12 protein-coding genes are annotated in these 15,092 nt (G+C 38.4%); 3 read left to right on the top strand and 9 right to left on the bottom strand.

Annotated elements, in window-relative coordinates; translation table 11 throughout:
• Positions 1-36: 36 nt before the first annotated feature.
• On the bottom strand, positions 37-669 hold the full coding sequence (tmpT, locus tag L1266_RS09490) for a thiopurine S-methyltransferase (protein ID WP_235377411.1): 633 nt from the start codon (positions 667-669) through the stop codon (positions 37-39).
• A gap of 9 nt (positions 670-678) precedes the next feature.
• Positions 679-1,167, bottom strand: coding sequence for a DUF2938 domain-containing protein (locus tag L1266_RS09485; RefSeq protein WP_235377410.1), 489 nt, complete (start codon positions 1,165-1,167; stop codon positions 679-681).
• Positions 1,168-1,267: 100 nt separating this feature from the next.
• On the opposite strand from L1266_RS09485, the gene L1266_RS09480 reads away from it, so the two are divergent.
• Positions 1,268-2,149, top strand: a complete 882-nt coding sequence (locus tag L1266_RS09480; RefSeq protein WP_235377409.1) for a LysR family transcriptional regulator — start codon at positions 1,268-1,270, stop codon at positions 2,147-2,149.
• Here L1266_RS09480 and L1266_RS09475 read toward each other — a convergent pair.
• Positions 2,144-2,719 (bottom strand): DJ-1/PfpI family protein, encoded by a 576-nt coding sequence (locus L1266_RS09475; protein ID WP_166338180.1) that lies wholly within the window; start codon positions 2,717-2,719, stop codon positions 2,144-2,146. The genes L1266_RS09480 and L1266_RS09475 overlap by 6 nt on opposite strands.
• Before the next feature lie 126 nt (positions 2,720-2,845).
• Here L1266_RS09475 and L1266_RS09470 point away from each other — a divergent pair, with 126 nt between their 5' ends.
• On the top strand, positions 2,846-3,550 hold the full coding sequence (locus L1266_RS09470; RefSeq protein ID WP_166338178.1) for a hypothetical protein: 705 nt from the start codon (positions 2,846-2,848) through the stop codon (positions 3,548-3,550).
• 29 nt (positions 3,551-3,579) lie between these two features.
• Here L1266_RS09470 and L1266_RS09465 read toward each other — a convergent pair whose 3' ends face one another.
• The 5 genes from L1266_RS09465 to L1266_RS09445 form a co-directional block, all read right to left on the bottom strand.
• A complete protein-coding gene (locus L1266_RS09465; RefSeq protein ID WP_235377408.1) occupies positions 3,580-4,557 on the bottom strand; it encodes a hypothetical protein in 978 nt (325 codons plus the stop codon).
• Position 4,558: 1 nt separating this feature from the next.
• Positions 4,559-6,025: a DNA recombination protein RmuC gene (gene rmuC / locus L1266_RS09460; protein ID WP_166341024.1), complete on the bottom strand. Its 1,467-nt coding sequence runs from the start codon at positions 6,023-6,025 to the stop codon at positions 4,559-4,561.
• 229 nt (positions 6,026-6,254) lie between these two features.
• Complete coding sequence (locus tag L1266_RS09455; protein ID WP_235377407.1) at positions 6,255-9,398, bottom strand: DEAD/DEAH box helicase; 3,144 nt, start codon at positions 9,396-9,398, stop codon at positions 6,255-6,257.
• Between the two features lie 415 nt (positions 9,399-9,813).
• The gene (locus tag L1266_RS09450) at positions 9,814-10,776 is read right to left on the bottom strand and encodes a transcriptional regulator (RefSeq protein WP_138617231.1); all 963 of its coding nucleotides are present in this window, start codon (positions 10,774-10,776) and stop codon (positions 9,814-9,816) included.
• 14 nt (positions 10,777-10,790) lie between these two features.
• Positions 10,791-12,029, bottom strand: coding sequence for an AAA family ATPase (locus tag L1266_RS09445; RefSeq protein WP_199528876.1), 1,239 nt, complete (start codon positions 12,027-12,029; stop codon positions 10,791-10,793).
• 769 nt (positions 12,030-12,798) lie between these two features.
• Here L1266_RS09445 and L1266_RS09440 point away from each other — a divergent pair.
• Positions 12,799-14,013 (top strand): hypothetical protein, encoded by a 1,215-nt coding sequence (locus L1266_RS09440; protein WP_054553336.1) that lies wholly within the window; start codon positions 12,799-12,801, stop codon positions 14,011-14,013.
• Positions 14,014-14,072: 59 nt separating this feature from the next.
• On the opposite strand, the gene L1266_RS09435 is transcribed toward L1266_RS09440, so the two are convergent.
• Positions 14,073-14,948 (bottom strand): DNA replication terminus site-binding protein, encoded by an 876-nt coding sequence (locus L1266_RS09435; protein ID WP_054553335.1) that lies wholly within the window; start codon positions 14,946-14,948, stop codon positions 14,073-14,075.
• Positions 14,949-15,092: the final 144 nt, after the last annotated feature.

Here is a 15,092-nt window from a genome sequence, read left to right as displayed (position 1 = left end):
TAGGGTGTGAATTTACACACCACCAGTTTGTAGGTACTAACTTAACTGCCAAGCTACGTTCATAGCTGGGACTTGCCCTTTTAAGCCACCTTCGAGAGGCTCTTTGCACAGCAATGTTAGTTGATAAAAAGCATCGTAGTGCTGATGTAGTTCATCGGCGACCACACTAAACGGCGGACCCGAAAACTCACTTTGCTGATACTCAAAGACCACCACTAACTGTTTAGCTCTATTAGTTAATTCAAGTAAATGCTGGGTATAGCGAATGCGCACTGGCTTTGGTAGCGCAACTAAAGCGGCACGGTCATAAACTGCGTTGATAGTGCCAAGTTCATTCGCGGTAAGTGCAAAAATATCACCTACCCAAACGGTTAGATTTACGCCTTGGTAACGTAATAGTTCGCCGTGTTGGCTAATTTCGGGTTCTAGCTTTAACTCATCAAATAACTGCTTAATGGCTATCTCACTAAGTTCTGCCCCAACAACACGCATACCTTGCGCTAGCAAATAATGAATGTCGTGAGTTTTTCCGCAAAGTGGTACAAAAACAGTATCGCCTTGCTGCAAATTTAAGTTAGTAAAAAACTGATCTAGATAACGGTTAACGTCTCCTTCATGAAAACCAATTTCGTTATTTTCCCAACGTTGATACCAATGCTTTGCGTCCATTACATACTCCTAAATAAATTGAATGAATTGAGCTGATAAATATATTCCGACACCAAAAAGTAGGTGAGTTACAGTACTTTTTAAGCGGGCTTGAAGTGGGTTTGCTGTTTTCGTAGCCATTATCCCCATCCCTAAAGCGGGCTGCATAACAAAAAATGGCATAGATACACTAGCTAATCCAAATATACATGCAGCAATTAAGGTGGGCTGTTCAAGCCAAGCAAGACCGACCAGTAATATAAATAGAAACGAAAATAAAACACCAATAAAGTAGTGTAAACACCAGCCAAAGACGCACTCAAAATGCTTAGCAGGGCTGCTTGTTATATTCTGGTGCATAAACTTTCCAGCCAATAAACCCAAGCCCCAACGGCCAACTAAACAAAAGTTTAATGACGGTATCTTAAACACTTTAGCCAGCAGAAAAGCATAAAGATCAATGAACAAAGTCGCCGCTATGCCTACAAAAGTTATCACATAAATATCATTAACACTCATAATTAGATGCTCTTAAATGATTTAATAAAAGACATGATATCTAATTGCAAAAATGCTAAAAATAGCAAGATAAACAAACTATGATTGCATAAATGAGAACATGATTGACGATATTGCCCTATTCATACAGATTGTTAAACAAGGCGGCCTAAGTAATGCGGCTGAGAGCTTGTCGTTGCCTACCGCAACAGTATCGAGGCGCTTGCAACGGCTTGAGCAACGCCTAGGCGAGCAGCTTTTAAATCGCTCAGCAAGGCAATGCACGTTAACACAAGCAGGAGAGGTATATTTTCAAAGTTATGTTGAATTAATTGAGCAGTTTGAACAAACTCACCGCCAGCTCAATGATCAAAAAGCACAATTATCAGGAAAGCTTAAAGTTTTAGCACCTCTGAATATTAGTCATGGCTTCTTAAAGCCGATGTGGCTCGCATTTACTAAACAGTACCCTGATATTCAACTTGAGTTACTGCTTAATAATCAACTTGAAGATCTCAGTAAAAGCCAAGCTGATATAGCAATAAGAGTCGGGCCGCAGGCTGATTCTATGCTCCATCAGAAAAAGTTAGGCAGTGTTGATACCTTATTTGTAAGCACTAAAGCATACCTTAATTCGGCATCTGCCATAGAAGAGCCTGCTGATTTAAAACAACATAGGTTAATTGGTACCACGTTGCGAAATAAGTGGCAGCTAACCAATACACAAACGAATGCAACTTATACTCACATGTGCCGATTTGCTACTACTTTTAACGATACCGGGTTTGTAAAATACTTAGTTTGTGATGAGCAAGGTATCGCTTTGTTACCTCGGTTTGAGGTTATAGATGAATTAAAATCTCAGCAGTTAGTTCAAGTACTGCCACACTGGCGAGGGGAAAATCGCGACATTTATGCTATCTGGCCAAGCGCACGTTTACTGAGTAAAAAGGCTGTATGTTTAAAACAGTTTATAACCGACTACATTGCTGAGAAATTATAACGTCTGCCATTTATATTCCATCTGTTTAGCAGTTAGTAGGGCGTGTTCGTAACTAATAAATTCAGCGACTAACGCTAGGCTCATATCAATGCCTGCAGAAATTCCCCCAGAGCTGGTAAACTTACCGTCGGTGACCCAACGAGTATCTGCAATCACGTTGAGATCAGAAAACATAGCAGCCAGCTCAGGTTGATCTTGCCAATGAGTCGTGACATTTTTACCGCTTAAAAGCCCAGTTTTAGCAAGCAAAAACGCCCCCGTACAAACACTCGCAACACGCTTGGTGTTAGTGACTGTGTGTTTTAACCAAGTAATAACCTCTGCTTTTTCTAGCTCTCGTGTATGGTCACCCCCAACCACAACAAGCAGATCAAGCAAAGGGCAGTCAGCAAAGCTGTAATGGGGGTTTACACTATAACCGCCGCGGGCAAGAACAGGACTATCACTTTTGGCAATTAAACTCACTTGCCAGTCATTATTCGCTAGGCGCTTAGCCGTACTAAACACCTCAAACGGACCTGAGAAATCGAGCACTTCGGCATCATCATAGATGTAAATTCCAATATTCATACAATTGTTCCTATTATGTGGATTTATTTCTCAAGTAAAAAAACGTACTATGCCATTTTTGCAGTTCGTTAATGACATATTATTAAATTGCGCACTGTATACAAACAAAACTTCAAGGCATTGTTAATGCGTTTTTTATTATTATTGAGCGTGCTGCTGGTTGGTTGTAAAACAACACAGCAAAGCGTTGCTGAAATTAGTGAAGTATCGCCGGGCACTATTTATTTTCAGGGCGAAACATCAAAGCAAAATGTTGAAAAGTTTGAACAATTATTAGTAAATAGCGATCAACAAATCAACACCTTAATTATTAACAGCCAAGGTGGTGATGTGATGGCAGGTCTCCATTTCGGAGGCTTAGTTCATGAATATCAACTCAATGTTGTAGTGCGTGAGCTTTGTGCATCCTCCTGCGCCAATTATGTCGTTACTGCAAGTCCACATGTCCTCGTTGAAGCACAAGCCGTTATTGGCTGGCATGGCGGCTCATTACAGCCATTATACGTGCCCATGGAGCAGCCGCCCGAGGTCGCTAGCTATATAGCTAAATGGCAAACTGCAGAGCGACAATTCTTCGATATCATTAATGTTGAACAAGCGGTTACTATCATAGGGATGATGCCAGGTATTACCGAGAAACGTGATTCTGCTATTTATAGCTACGACGCTCAAACCCTGAAGCGTTTAGGGCTACATATCGAGTTTGCAGGTGCGCAAACGGGGATGTCAGCAAGTGGCGAAAAAATCGCGCAGGTATTCGAACTTGAAGAGTCTGTACTTAACCACTTTTTGATGCTCAACGATATCGTGTCAGCTGAACTTGTTAACTAATAAAAAGCCAACGTCATGTTGGCTTTTTATTAGTTATGTTGGCTAAGCCAAGAGTGGATTTGTTTAGCACTTCTTGGTGACACTATTTCAGCACGACGTTTTAACTCTTTATGCCACGCCAGATCATTTAAAGCCGCATCACTTAATGGCGCGTTTCTGTCAGTGTTTTTTAGCACATAATAGGCGTCTACAACATCCGCAAGGCTAATACTATTGCTTGTAGCAAAGCGTTTAGACATTGACGCTAACGGCTTATTCAACGAACTATTAGCCGACAAAGGGATCAAGCTATCCGCAGGGTATGATGATGCAAGACCATCGTTTTTCATCGCAGGCCAAACAGTGTATGTTGAGCCCGGTTTTTGCTGCTCAAGTAATGCAATAACAGAACTAAAAGGCGAAGCTTGATTGCTTATAACTATCGGCTTTTTAAACGTGTGAAATGCACCAAAGAGTAAGATTGCACGGCGCTGCTTAGCGACAACATGCTGATTTATAGCCTCTAAATAGCCAGTTTCACGGCTACGCTCTAGCTTTTGCCAATCCTCTTTAGAGAGGGTTTGCCAGTTCATTGCAGGCTCAGCAAGGACAAGACGAACTTTATGTTCACGGGTGCTATTAAGCTGTTTTAACTTTAAAACTAATTGCTCATAAACATCATATTGCCATGCCATAAAATACAAGGTGTCGCGCCAAATGTGCCTTACGTCATCAATGCTTATATTCTGTTTGCTCAACAAATATTGATCAGCTAAATCTTGATACCGCGCATTGCCAAATTCAACGACAAGATCATCAAGCTGCTGCCAGTTACTAGGCTCATCTAAGTATTTTATAAGCCTAGTAACAACATGCTCGCCGCCATGAACATCACCAATCGCAACGAGTTTATTAGCGTGTAACGCTTTATTAAGTTGGCTGTCGTAATCATAATTTGCAGCTTTGACAGTACTTGCAAAACATACAGATGCCAAAACAACAAACCCGATACGCTTTAAAACCTGCATATTAATCTAACTCTAATTGGGCTTTTTCAACAGTTTCCGTGGGTAACTCTTTTTGAACAGAAACCCCCAACTCCTTGAACTCAGAGGCCTGCTTAATCAAGTTTCCTTTACCGCGGTACAGCTGAGAAAACGCTTTATCATAGCTTTCTTTGGCGCGGTCTAACTGCTTACCAACCCCTTCCATACTGGTTAGGAAACCATTGAGCTTGTTGTAAAAACGCTCAGCACGGGCGGCAAGCTCTTTTGAGTATTTAGTTTGCTCTTCAAAACGCCACAGTTGTTTTACGATATTCAAGCTAGTCAATAAGGTCGTTGGCGTAGCAACTAAAATGTTTTTTTCGATTGCTTGCTGATAAATATCACTTTGGTACTTAAGCGCTTCAACAAATGCTGACTCTATTGGTACAAACATGATCACCACTTCTGGTGAGTTAATACCGGGTAGTCTGTCGTAGGCTTTGCTTGCTAACTCGTTTATACGTGATTGCACCGCCATAACATGCTCTTTTAGCGCTTGCTGCGCCTCAAGCTCTGTATCGGCATTTACATAGCGTGTATACGCGTTTAAAGAGGTTTTAGCATCGATAACTAAATGACGTTGCTGAGGCAAATACACCACAACATCTGGTCGTAAACGGCCATCTTCGGTGTTAAACGATACTTCTCGCTGATAATCTACTCCAGCACGCAGCCCAGCGCTGTCGAGTACATTTTCAAGCATTAACTCACCCCAATTACCTTGGGTTTTCTTTTGCCCTTGTAATGCGGTGCTCAGCCTATCAGCTTGTTCGGTGATGGCTTGGCTTTTAGCCTGTAAATGCAATAACTCAGTTTTTAGCGCTGCACGCTGCTTTAGATCTTCGACGTGGATCAATTCCATCTTATCGCGAAAGCCTTTTAGCTCACCCTGAACAGGTTTTAATAGTTGCTCAATACTTTCTTGATTTAAGGTTTTAAAACGTTGCGATTTTTCTTCAAGGATTTGATTAGCGAGATTTTCAAACTCTTTTTTGAGTTGCTCTTTGCTTTCTTTGATATGGCTAAGCTGCTCTTTAAAATGCAGTTCTTTTTGCTCAACTGTGCTTCGTAAGGTACTTAAATCAACATCGCGCTGATTAAGTGCAGCTTTTGTATCAGCAAGTTCAGCTTCGACCTTGCGCCAAAACTGACTATATTGTTGTGCTTGTTTTTCTTGTTCTACAAAGCGGGTTTTAAAGTGTTGAGACTCATCACGTTGTTCTGCGTAATCTTGCTGTAACTGCGAAAGTGTAAGCTGGCTTTGTTCAAGATGCAGCTGCTTTTGTTCTAAATGATTTTGTAGGATTTGCTGGCTATTTTGAAGTTCGGTTAACTGATTTTTTAAGCGACTATTTTGTAGGGCAAAAATAACACCACTTGCAACAGCACCTACAGCAGCACCAAGCACACCACTTTGCCAATTAATCTGTGCAATTAGCTCTGTAATCATAATGAAAACTCAATAACTTAAAGACACATCATCATAACGAATTAGCGCTCAGCAGAGTAGGGGGTTTAGGCATAAAAAAAGCCAGCTCAAGGTGAGCTGGCTCTAACATTACTAAAATTTAGTAACCAAATGGGAAATCAACATAATGCTTATGTAAACTGCAATTTAACAACAAGCATAATAATAGACGCCCCAAAATTTGATTAGTTCAAAAAAACTTTAAAAAAATTTAATTTTTTATCAGTGCAAGCATTTGCTCTTCATCAAACTGAGTAAAACTCATTGATTTCTCGGTAAATAATGCATCAACAAGGGCTTGTTTATGCTGCTGCATTTTAAATACTTTTTGTTCGATTGAGTTAGCCATAATCAATTTATAAACAAACACAGGGTTAGTTTGGCCAATACGATAGGCACGATCTGTCGCCTGTTTTTCAACGGCAGGGTTCCACCAAGGATCAAAATGAATCACTGTATCGGCTTGAGTTAGGTTTAATCCGGTGCCGCCGGCTTTAAGGCTGATTAAGAATACGGATGTATCACCTTGAGTAAACTCTTCAATTACACGGTCGCGATGTCGCGTTTGCCCTGTAAGCATACTAAAGCGGATGCCAAGTTCATTTAATCGCTCAGCTATCACATCAAGTGCCATGGTGAATTGACTAAATATAATCACCTTACGTCCTTCGCTAAGCATAATAGGCAAATGCTTTGATAACCACTCAAGCTTAGCACTGCCAGCCTGTGAACTAGGATCGATCAATTTTGGATGACAGCAGATTTGTCTTAGCTTTAATAATGCATCTAAAAAGGCAAGCTTACTTTTTTGCACACCTTGCTGCGCAAATAGGTCAACTAATTTCTGTTCTAAAGATTCAGTGATACCTGAGTAAATTTCTTTTTGTTTGCTTTCAAATTCAAACTCTTTAACTAGCTCAGTCTTCTCTGGTAGCTCTTGCGTTACCTGAGCTTTAGTACGACGCAAGATAAATGGCATGATCAACGATTTAAGTTCATCTGCACGGGCAACATCGTTATCACGCTCAATAGGCGTTTGAAAATAACTCTTAAAATGTGTTTGCGAACCAAGCAAAGAAGGCATTGCAAAGTCGAGCAAAGATTTAAGCTCAAATAAGTTATTTTCAATAGGCGTGCCGCTTAAGCAGAGCTTAAAGTCAGCATTAAGGCGCTTAACTAACCGCGAAACCTGCGCGGCATCGTTTTTGATATATTGCGCTTCATCAAGAATGATGTTTTCAAAATACAGCGGCGAATAAAAGGCAATGTCCCGCTTTAGTAGTGGGTAAGTTGTTAAGATACAATCTGCTTGCGACAACTGTTGTAATTGGTCGCTGCGCGCAGCACCAAAGACAGTCGTAATTTTTAAGTTGCTGGCAAATTTATTAATTTCACTTTGCCAGTTACCAACCAAGCTGGTTGGGCAAACAATTAACGTGGGGCCTGCTTGTGGTGATTGCTTGGCATTAGCTAAAAAGGCAATAACTTGTAAGGTTTTACCTAGCCCCATGTCATCAGCCAAAATACCACCAAGTTGATGACGTTTTAAAAAGTTAAGCCAATCAACACCGTGTTGTTGATACTCACGTAATTGCACACCTTGGTTTAAGCCTTGAATATCGGACTTTTTAATAAGCTGTTGCGAGCTATTCAGTTCAGATAAATAAGCATCGAGTGCATCGTCTACAATATTAACCTTAATTTCTTTTTGCTCAATAAGCTTAGGCAAAAACGATAAAGGCATTAAGATTTCGTCACGGGTTTTAATATGCTCAAAACGTTCACGATAATCATTAAGCTGCATCATCGCGGCCTTTTCAACCACAGCAAAGCGTTTTCCTACAGTAAAGTAATAAAAGCGTTCACTTTGTCTGTTAAGTGACTGATAAGTATTATTATCTGTAACAAATAGTTGCTGAGTTTTGACACCAGAGATCACGATTTTACTAACTATCTGATGACCTTTACCTCGCTCAACTTGCAGTGAAAGTTGTTTTAGAACTTTGCCTACGCCTAACTCATCATTAATTTTCCAACCGCGTTTTAATAAGTTTGGAATTATTTCAAACTTTAACCAGTGCTCATGAATAACTGATTGTTTATTAAAGATAAAATCAGTTTGTAAAGCCCCTTTACATAATTCAAAGCCAAGGTTAGTTAATTCATTTACAACGGTGTTTTCTAATGACTGGTTTAATATATCAGCTGGCGCCTGGCTTAAATCATACAAAGAGTTTTGATAATTAAACTGCAATCCTAAGCGGATTGTGCCCTCGTCATTATTAATACTGATGACAGGGAATACAGTTCGAGCTAGGCTTTTTTTGCTTTCCTTAAGTGCATGAGGGATCACACCTTCACCAAAATTATCATTGAGTTGTTGATAAACGCGGTCAAAGTTCTCTGTGTGAATAGCTGGCATATTGGCAAGTAAAGCAATCTCATCTGCCGTTAACGGAGTACGAATTCGGCCCACTTTTAGCTTTTCAGGGTCAAGGTAAGTAGGAGGGGTTGTTTTTAACAATAACCAATTATCTTGACCAGCAAGCGTCATGCTCAACGATGTTAAGTCTTTGTTTTGTTTCCAATCAAACTCTAGTGCTTGCATGCTATCAGCTTTAATTGCTTGGCGAGAGCGACCTAAAAACAAACGCTGGGTGGCAATTAATTGCTGTAGTGCTGCAAAGCCCCATTGACCTTTAAGCTCTAGTTTTCCAAGGGCATTTTGAGAACGGATCCAGCTATATAAACGAAAATCCGATTCTAATAAATCAGTGGGGGTTACAAAACTATTTAATTGCTGCTCGGTAAGGTTACGACCAAGCGTATAGTTATGCTCAGGATCGTAATTAGCAATTTTAGGAGTAAGGGTTACAACAGATTTCTCTACATCAAAAACAAATAATAAAACCTGTTTGGCATTGTCACTAGCAACTTGCTTAAGCGTTTTTAGCTCACTAAACCAATCATTAATGATGTAATCTTCGCCATAGTCACCTGAATGTTCAATTTTCAGCTTTAGGAGCACAGCCGCAATATGACGGCATTTGGTTTTAGAGCCACAAGTACAATGCGAATCGACCGAAAAGCCACTTGGTAATTTACTGATCTCAATATGCTGAGTGAAGGTATTTCCTTCGTTACCAAACATAGATGCATCAATAACACTAAAATCACTGTTATGTTCTAACCAATTGATTTGGCCGTTCTGGTGATACTCTTTTGCTTTACTTAACACATGTGGCTTAAACAGCTGTTTAATGAAGCGCTCAGACAGAGGAAACTGAGTTTCTTGCTCTTGTTTGATTTCTTCAAAGATAGCTAATAAGTCATTTTTGGATAAGTTAGCAGACATAACGCTTTTGGCAGTAAAAACAAAAAATAATTCTGCCAGTATATGATCTATCGGCCCAGAGCTAAAGCACTATTGGGCAATATTGGACTGGTTGGAGCTGATTAGTTAGTAAAAAAGTGCTTTAAAATAAAATCAAAGTTGAAAAGTGGCATACTGAGCATTTAACAAACAACAATCGCACAAGATATAAACAGGTTAATAACAAGGAAGGGGCTTTACAGATCGATTTTTTACTAAGCAAACAAATTTACAGGGTAACAGAACTGTAAAGGGGCGATTAGTTGGTAAAAAACTGATCTGAGAGTGTAAGAATGACCAAATTAGCCAACCAAAGATCACTATTTTACTAACGAAAGGGGAGGGGAGATCACGCTTTTACTAACTGTAAAAGCGTGAGAGATCATTATTTTACTAACTAATTAAAGCTATTTAACAATTTAGTTAGCTGCTCTAAGCGTTTGTCTGTCATCACTTTATTATCGATTTTGACAGATAAATCACCGCTTTTAATATTACGCTGTACGCTAACAAACTCACTGTCGATAAGTGCTTCACGACGGCTAGGCGCTGCTGGTTCAGCAGTTAATAGCTTAGTAATTGCCAGAGCGCGTTTATCATCGCTGCTGATTTGCGCTAATTCGCTATCACTACTAACGTCATTTACAAGCTTGGTAAACAACTGCTCATCTCGTTCTTTGGCACTAATAAGCTTTTTAGCTACTTCACGGCCAACATGATTTGCTGTTGGGTAAAGGCTTAAAACCTCTGAAGGTAGGTTCTCATACGCTTTGATAGCATCAGCAATAGCTGTGTGTGATACCCCCTCAATTGCCGCAATCTCACGATAAGAGCCTTTTTTACCTTCAGCAATAAGCTCATCACGGGTTTGTTGATACGCTTGACCAAGCTCCCATAGGCTCGGGGCAATGTATTGATCAGATGATACAGCAAGTATTTTAGCATCTTGATCTGTAAAGTCTTCCGAGCTTAAAACTAAGTAATCAGAATTGCTTAAAATACATGCTTTACGACGACGAGAGCCTGCTAATACAAGCATTTCGTCACCTTTATCCCAACATAGGGCAGGGTGCTGATTACGACCGTCTTCGGCAATTGCAGGTAGGATATCTGCAACTGACTTTTCATTTAATAATGATTGCACACGGCGGTTTTTACCATAAACTTTTGTTTTAGCTTCAATTTCTGAACTTGGGATAACCTTGCACACCAAAGTAATTTGACGAGTAGGATCACTTGGAGCAGGCATACTGATAACATCACCAGCAGAAGCCTGTTCTAGCAAAGCATCTAAACTACTGCTTTCGATAGACGTTGAAAAAGGGTCTAAGCTGGTATCGTTTTTACGTTTTTTAGCCATTTTTATTAATTACCTTACTTAGCTGAATTTAGCGTTGATTGAGTTGACTGCCAATTAGAACGGATCAACATTTCTAGTTCATCAACCACATCTTTGATATTTTCTTGCGCACGAAGTAGTGACTCACGACTAGCTAAGCTGTCTGACGTTTTTTGATCAAAAATAGTATTAAAAGAAGATGAGCTGGCGGTAATTGCTGAACTATGATTGATTGGGTAACTCATTACTTGACGACCAAATGCACTACGAACATCTTTAACAATATCGCGCTGTGAATGGTTACCCTTAACATAATTAGTCACTAAGAATTGCATGAAATCCCAACCTTGGTGGCCAAGCGCAGCAACTGTATGGTAAATCTCGCCTAATCGTTTTAAGTATTTATTGTTTGCATCAAAGTCTACAGCTTCAGGATGAACTGGAATAAGCATCGAGGTAGAAGCCATTAATGCATTATAAAACATAAAGTTAAGAGAAGGGGCTGTATCAATTAGAATAATATCGAATTGATCTTTTACCGGTTCAATTACTTTTTCGAGCAATTTATGATAGTGGCGTGTTTTATCGTAACTAGAGCTATCTTTTAATAAAGTTGCTGTTTCATGCTCAAAATAAAAGTCATCCATGCCTGAAGGCAATATACGGATATTAGGTATATGAGTAGCTAAGAAAGAGTTAGTTACTAACTCATCCCAGGTTTCGTTTTCATCGAGTTCAATACAGTCACGCATTAAGTCACCCACAGTGATTGGATCTGGTTCACTAGGCGGGAAAAAGCTTGATGAAGAACCTTGTGGATCAAGGTCAATGATACCAATTCTGTATCGTTTAATGTTGGTAGTAGCAAGTGCAGCGGCTATGTTCACCATGCTGGTCGTTTTACCACAACCACCTTTTAATGAGTTAATAACGATAACTTGTAATTTATCATCAACGGTACGGTGATCTGGCTTTATATCCATGATATCAGCCATAGCAAAAATATTTACCAAGGTATATGCGTAGTGACCATTAGCACCACGTTTGATATTTAGTTCATCAAAGTCACCATTATCATGACGTCGTTTCAAGGTGCGATTATTACAGCCTAATAAGTCAGCGGCTGCTTTTTGCGTGTAAGTACGAAGTTCTTTTTCTTCAGACTTTAAATGGGCACGATAATGTTGAATACGTCCTTCTAGCGATTTTTCAGCAACTTCTGCTGTCGCTTTTAGTAACCTGTAAGTGGCTAGCGCATTATTATTGATAGACATACTTTCTTCCTCAAAGTTATGCTTTAAGTATAATGTCCATTCAAATTGCTGTAAACAAGTATTTAAGACGACATACCTTTTATTTATAAGACATTTAATAAAAATTTGTAACTTTACTGATGCTAAGTATAAATAAGTAAGTTTAATATCGGTTAAGTATATAGGTATATAAGGTTAAGATGCTAAAATAGTGAAATATATTACTGATTTTATTGAATATTTACTAAAAAGCCAGATCGTGTTTTTACTTGGTAAAGATCAGATCTATAATGACTCGCAGATCAGCATATTACTAAGCAAAAAATGAGCTTTCGACTTATGCACAGCTTAGTCACTGCTTTACACACAAAAATGCTTGTGTAGATCAAACTTTTACTAACTAAATTATAAAGTTATACACTGAGAGGATAACTAAAATGCTCGTTAAGTTGGTATGGATCTGATCTATAGTTGGTACAGATCAGATCTATGCTAACTAAAGAGCTGTTTATCCACATGCTGTTTTAAAAAAGCAATTTTTGTCGTGTTAATTTGCTTTAAAAAGGTGATTAACAGGACATAAATTGAACTGAGTTAGTAAAATTGCGACCTATCAACTATAACTTAGTAAAAATCTGATCTGAAAATCAGCAATTACGAAACAGTTAGTATAAAACTGATCCGAAGAAATAAATTATGATCGGATCAAGTTTATACTAACTTAAACATTTAACTTTTGAAGTTTTATGTGTTGTTATTAACTGTCGAAGAAAAATTGGAAATAAGAACAATGAGCCGAAAGGTCAACATCTCGGTAGATAACTTACCCGATACATTACGCGGGCAGATCCACGGGGTGGAAAGTGCAATAGATAATGAAAGCCTTGCACTATTTACAGACAACAAAGATGTGCGTGTTTCAATTGAAAATGCTGCACATGGTTTGAGAGCTTACTCAAATACATTTAATCATTATGATTTATGGGGACGTTTTGTCCGTTCTGGTCATAAGAAGCTTCCGGTTGAAGAAGCACCAAAGAAAACCATCGTCACAAGAAGAATCTCTGAAAAAGTAGACGGCATTCTTTATGATGGCGAAATCAAAATTACACCTGCGGTAGTAAGCACAAGAAAAGATGGTGAAGATGTTGAATATCTTGTTTGGCCATCTGATCGAGAAGAAAAAGTCGAACGTGCCTTAATTCGTTTAGCCTCTAAAGGTAAAATTGTAAAAATCAATTTTAAGTCTGGCATTCAATACGCAGTTGTTTTTTCAATGAATGAATTAGCGCAAGAACTGAAAGCGGTTGGCCAGTCAATGCCTTATCCGCAAATCAAAGAATCATTAGAAGCATTACAAGGTTCTAAACTTTCTTTCAAATATTCAGCAACAGATACGCGTAACTCTGATATTGATGACTCATTTTACGAATCGAACATGAACTTTTTATCGTCACTTCATTTTAGTGGAAAAAAAGGTCAAGGTGGTAACGTAAAATGTGTGGCTTGTTTGAATGCCTTCGTTCATAACATGATCGATAACCTTGAATACAAAGGTTACTACTTTAATAGTGCTCAAGAATTAAAACGTGGTTTATCTCGTTGGATGATGCTTCGTTTATATCATTTATGGCGTTATGCGGCACCGGGTAAGACCTACCATTTCCGACTATTATCGATTATGGAAAAATATGGCTCTATTTATTCAACAGACGAAATTACCGAGAATAAATTAAAAGCTTTGCGTCGTGATATGACTACGACAATGAAAGACTTAATTGAGAAAGGTGCAATCTCTGAATATAACATTACCAATGTCAAAGATGACAAAACGGGTAATATTATTGATTACACATATGAAATGCATCCATCTGATCAATTTTGTGATGAGATTCTTACGCTTAATAAGCATAATAAACGAATCGAAATTCAAGGTGGGAAACGCATTGTTGAGAATGCGGTATTAATCGATGAAGATAAAATTGAAGAAATAGTCGAAGACTAATTTCTTTTATACTTACTTACTATATGCAAAAGGCCACATATGTGGCCTTTTTAACATAATCAATCTGTCACTTGTTCTAAGTAAAGTCTATCAACTAAGAAATCATATTCTCTTTTTCGAGGGTGGCTTTCAGGTTTTTGATAATCAGTTAATGTACCCAGTTTTACATCTGGTTCTGGGTTTATCAAAATAAAAGGTAAAGCAGCACTAACATGATATCGATTTTTAGCTGTATATCTTACATTAACTTGTGGGCTAACTCTTGTTGGTCTACGAATTCGCAATTTTTCTTTATCACCTAAACTTGCAACTCGACTTTGCTCTTGTGCAACTAGCGCTTGCCAAGCGTGTTGGTCGATCATTCTTGGGTTAGAATAACTAGCCGATTTATCCAACATTGCTAAGGCCATTTTTTTTGTTAGCGTTTTAGTTGCGTGTTTGTGCATCCAAGTAAAACGAACAGAGTAGGGCGATTCAGTTTCAAAATGGATCTTACGATATGCTGCAAGGGTAATGAGATTTGGAACAGCATTGTGAACAGCTTCAAACCTCGCATCATTATTATCGATAGCTATAACACTATTTTTAAAATCAGCTTTGGCTTTATTTAATTGATTTATCCTTGCAATGAAATGTTGCTTATCGACATCTTTTAAAACTAATAAGCCTGGATGCCTTTTTAATACTCGACTACTTAATCCTGACTTTTTATAAAAATCACCAAAGGAATTTAGAATTAATTTATGAGCATCATCGCCTTCAATTTTATGTACACTAATTGAAGAAGGAACTTTCTTTTCGTCGTTTACATCGATATCTGGCAGTTGATAATATGAAGCCTTATCAAAACCCACTTCTTTTAATTCTTCACAAAACAAATGAGTCAATTCACTGACTAAATCAAACTGACTGCGTATCTCTAACTTTGTACTCATAGGAACACATCTTACTTAACATTTATTCAATTTTAACCTTATCCTCTGAAAATTAATAGATAAATTTATTTTCAATGCTGACCTTACTTATTAGTTAATTTACGTATGATGTGTTCTTTATTATGCTACTTAGTACAGGTTTTC

It is taken from the genome of Pseudoalteromonas sp. Cn5-37 (assembly GCF_021532495.1).
Taxonomy (GTDB): domain Bacteria; phylum Pseudomonadota; class Gammaproteobacteria; order Enterobacterales; family Alteromonadaceae; genus Pseudoalteromonas; species Pseudoalteromonas simplex.
The sequence above is the reverse complement of the archived record's forward strand: the minus strand, read 5'-3'. Positions and strand labels throughout refer to the sequence as shown.

What these genes read in the sequence shown, in the direction of transcription:
- tmpT (WP_235377411.1), bottom strand. Translation starts at nt 669, where the DNA reads ATGGACGCAAAGCATTGGTATCAACGTTGGGAAAATAACGAAATTGGT.
- L1266_RS09465 (WP_235377408.1), bottom strand. Translation starts at nt 4,557, where the DNA reads ATGCAGGTTTTAAAGCGTATCGGGTTTGTTGTTTTGGCATCTGTATGT.
- L1266_RS09455 (WP_235377407.1), bottom strand. Translation starts at nt 9,398, where the DNA reads ATGTCTGCTAACTTATCCAAAAATGACTTATTAGCTATCTTTGAAGAA.
- L1266_RS09445 (WP_199528876.1), bottom strand. Translation starts at nt 12,029, where the DNA reads ATGTCTATCAATAATAATGCGCTAGCCACTTACAGGTTACTAAAAGCG.
- L1266_RS09475 (WP_166338180.1), bottom strand. Translation starts at nt 2,719, where the DNA reads ATGAATATTGGAATTTACATCTATGATGATGCCGAAGTGCTCGATTTC.
- L1266_RS09450 (WP_138617231.1), bottom strand. Translation starts at nt 10,776, where the DNA reads ATGGCTAAAAAACGTAAAAACGATACCAGCTTAGACCCTTTTTCAACG.
- L1266_RS09435 (WP_054553335.1), bottom strand. Translation starts at nt 14,948, where the DNA reads ATGAGTACAAAGTTAGAGATACGCAGTCAGTTTGATTTAGTCAGTGAA.
- L1266_RS09470 (WP_166338178.1), top strand. Translation starts at nt 2,846, where the DNA reads ATGCGTTTTTTATTATTATTGAGCGTGCTGCTGGTTGGTTGTAAAACA.
- rmuC (WP_166341024.1), bottom strand. Translation starts at nt 6,025, where the DNA reads ATGATTACAGAGCTAATTGCACAGATTAATTGGCAAAGTGGTGTGCTT.
- L1266_RS09440 (WP_054553336.1), top strand. Translation starts at nt 12,799, where the DNA reads ATGAGCCGAAAGGTCAACATCTCGGTAGATAACTTACCCGATACATTA.
- L1266_RS09485 (WP_235377410.1), bottom strand. Translation starts at nt 1,167, where the DNA reads ATGAGTGTTAATGATATTTATGTGATAACTTTTGTAGGCATAGCGGCG.
- L1266_RS09480 (WP_235377409.1), top strand. Translation starts at nt 1,268, where the DNA reads ATGATTGACGATATTGCCCTATTCATACAGATTGTTAAACAAGGCGGC.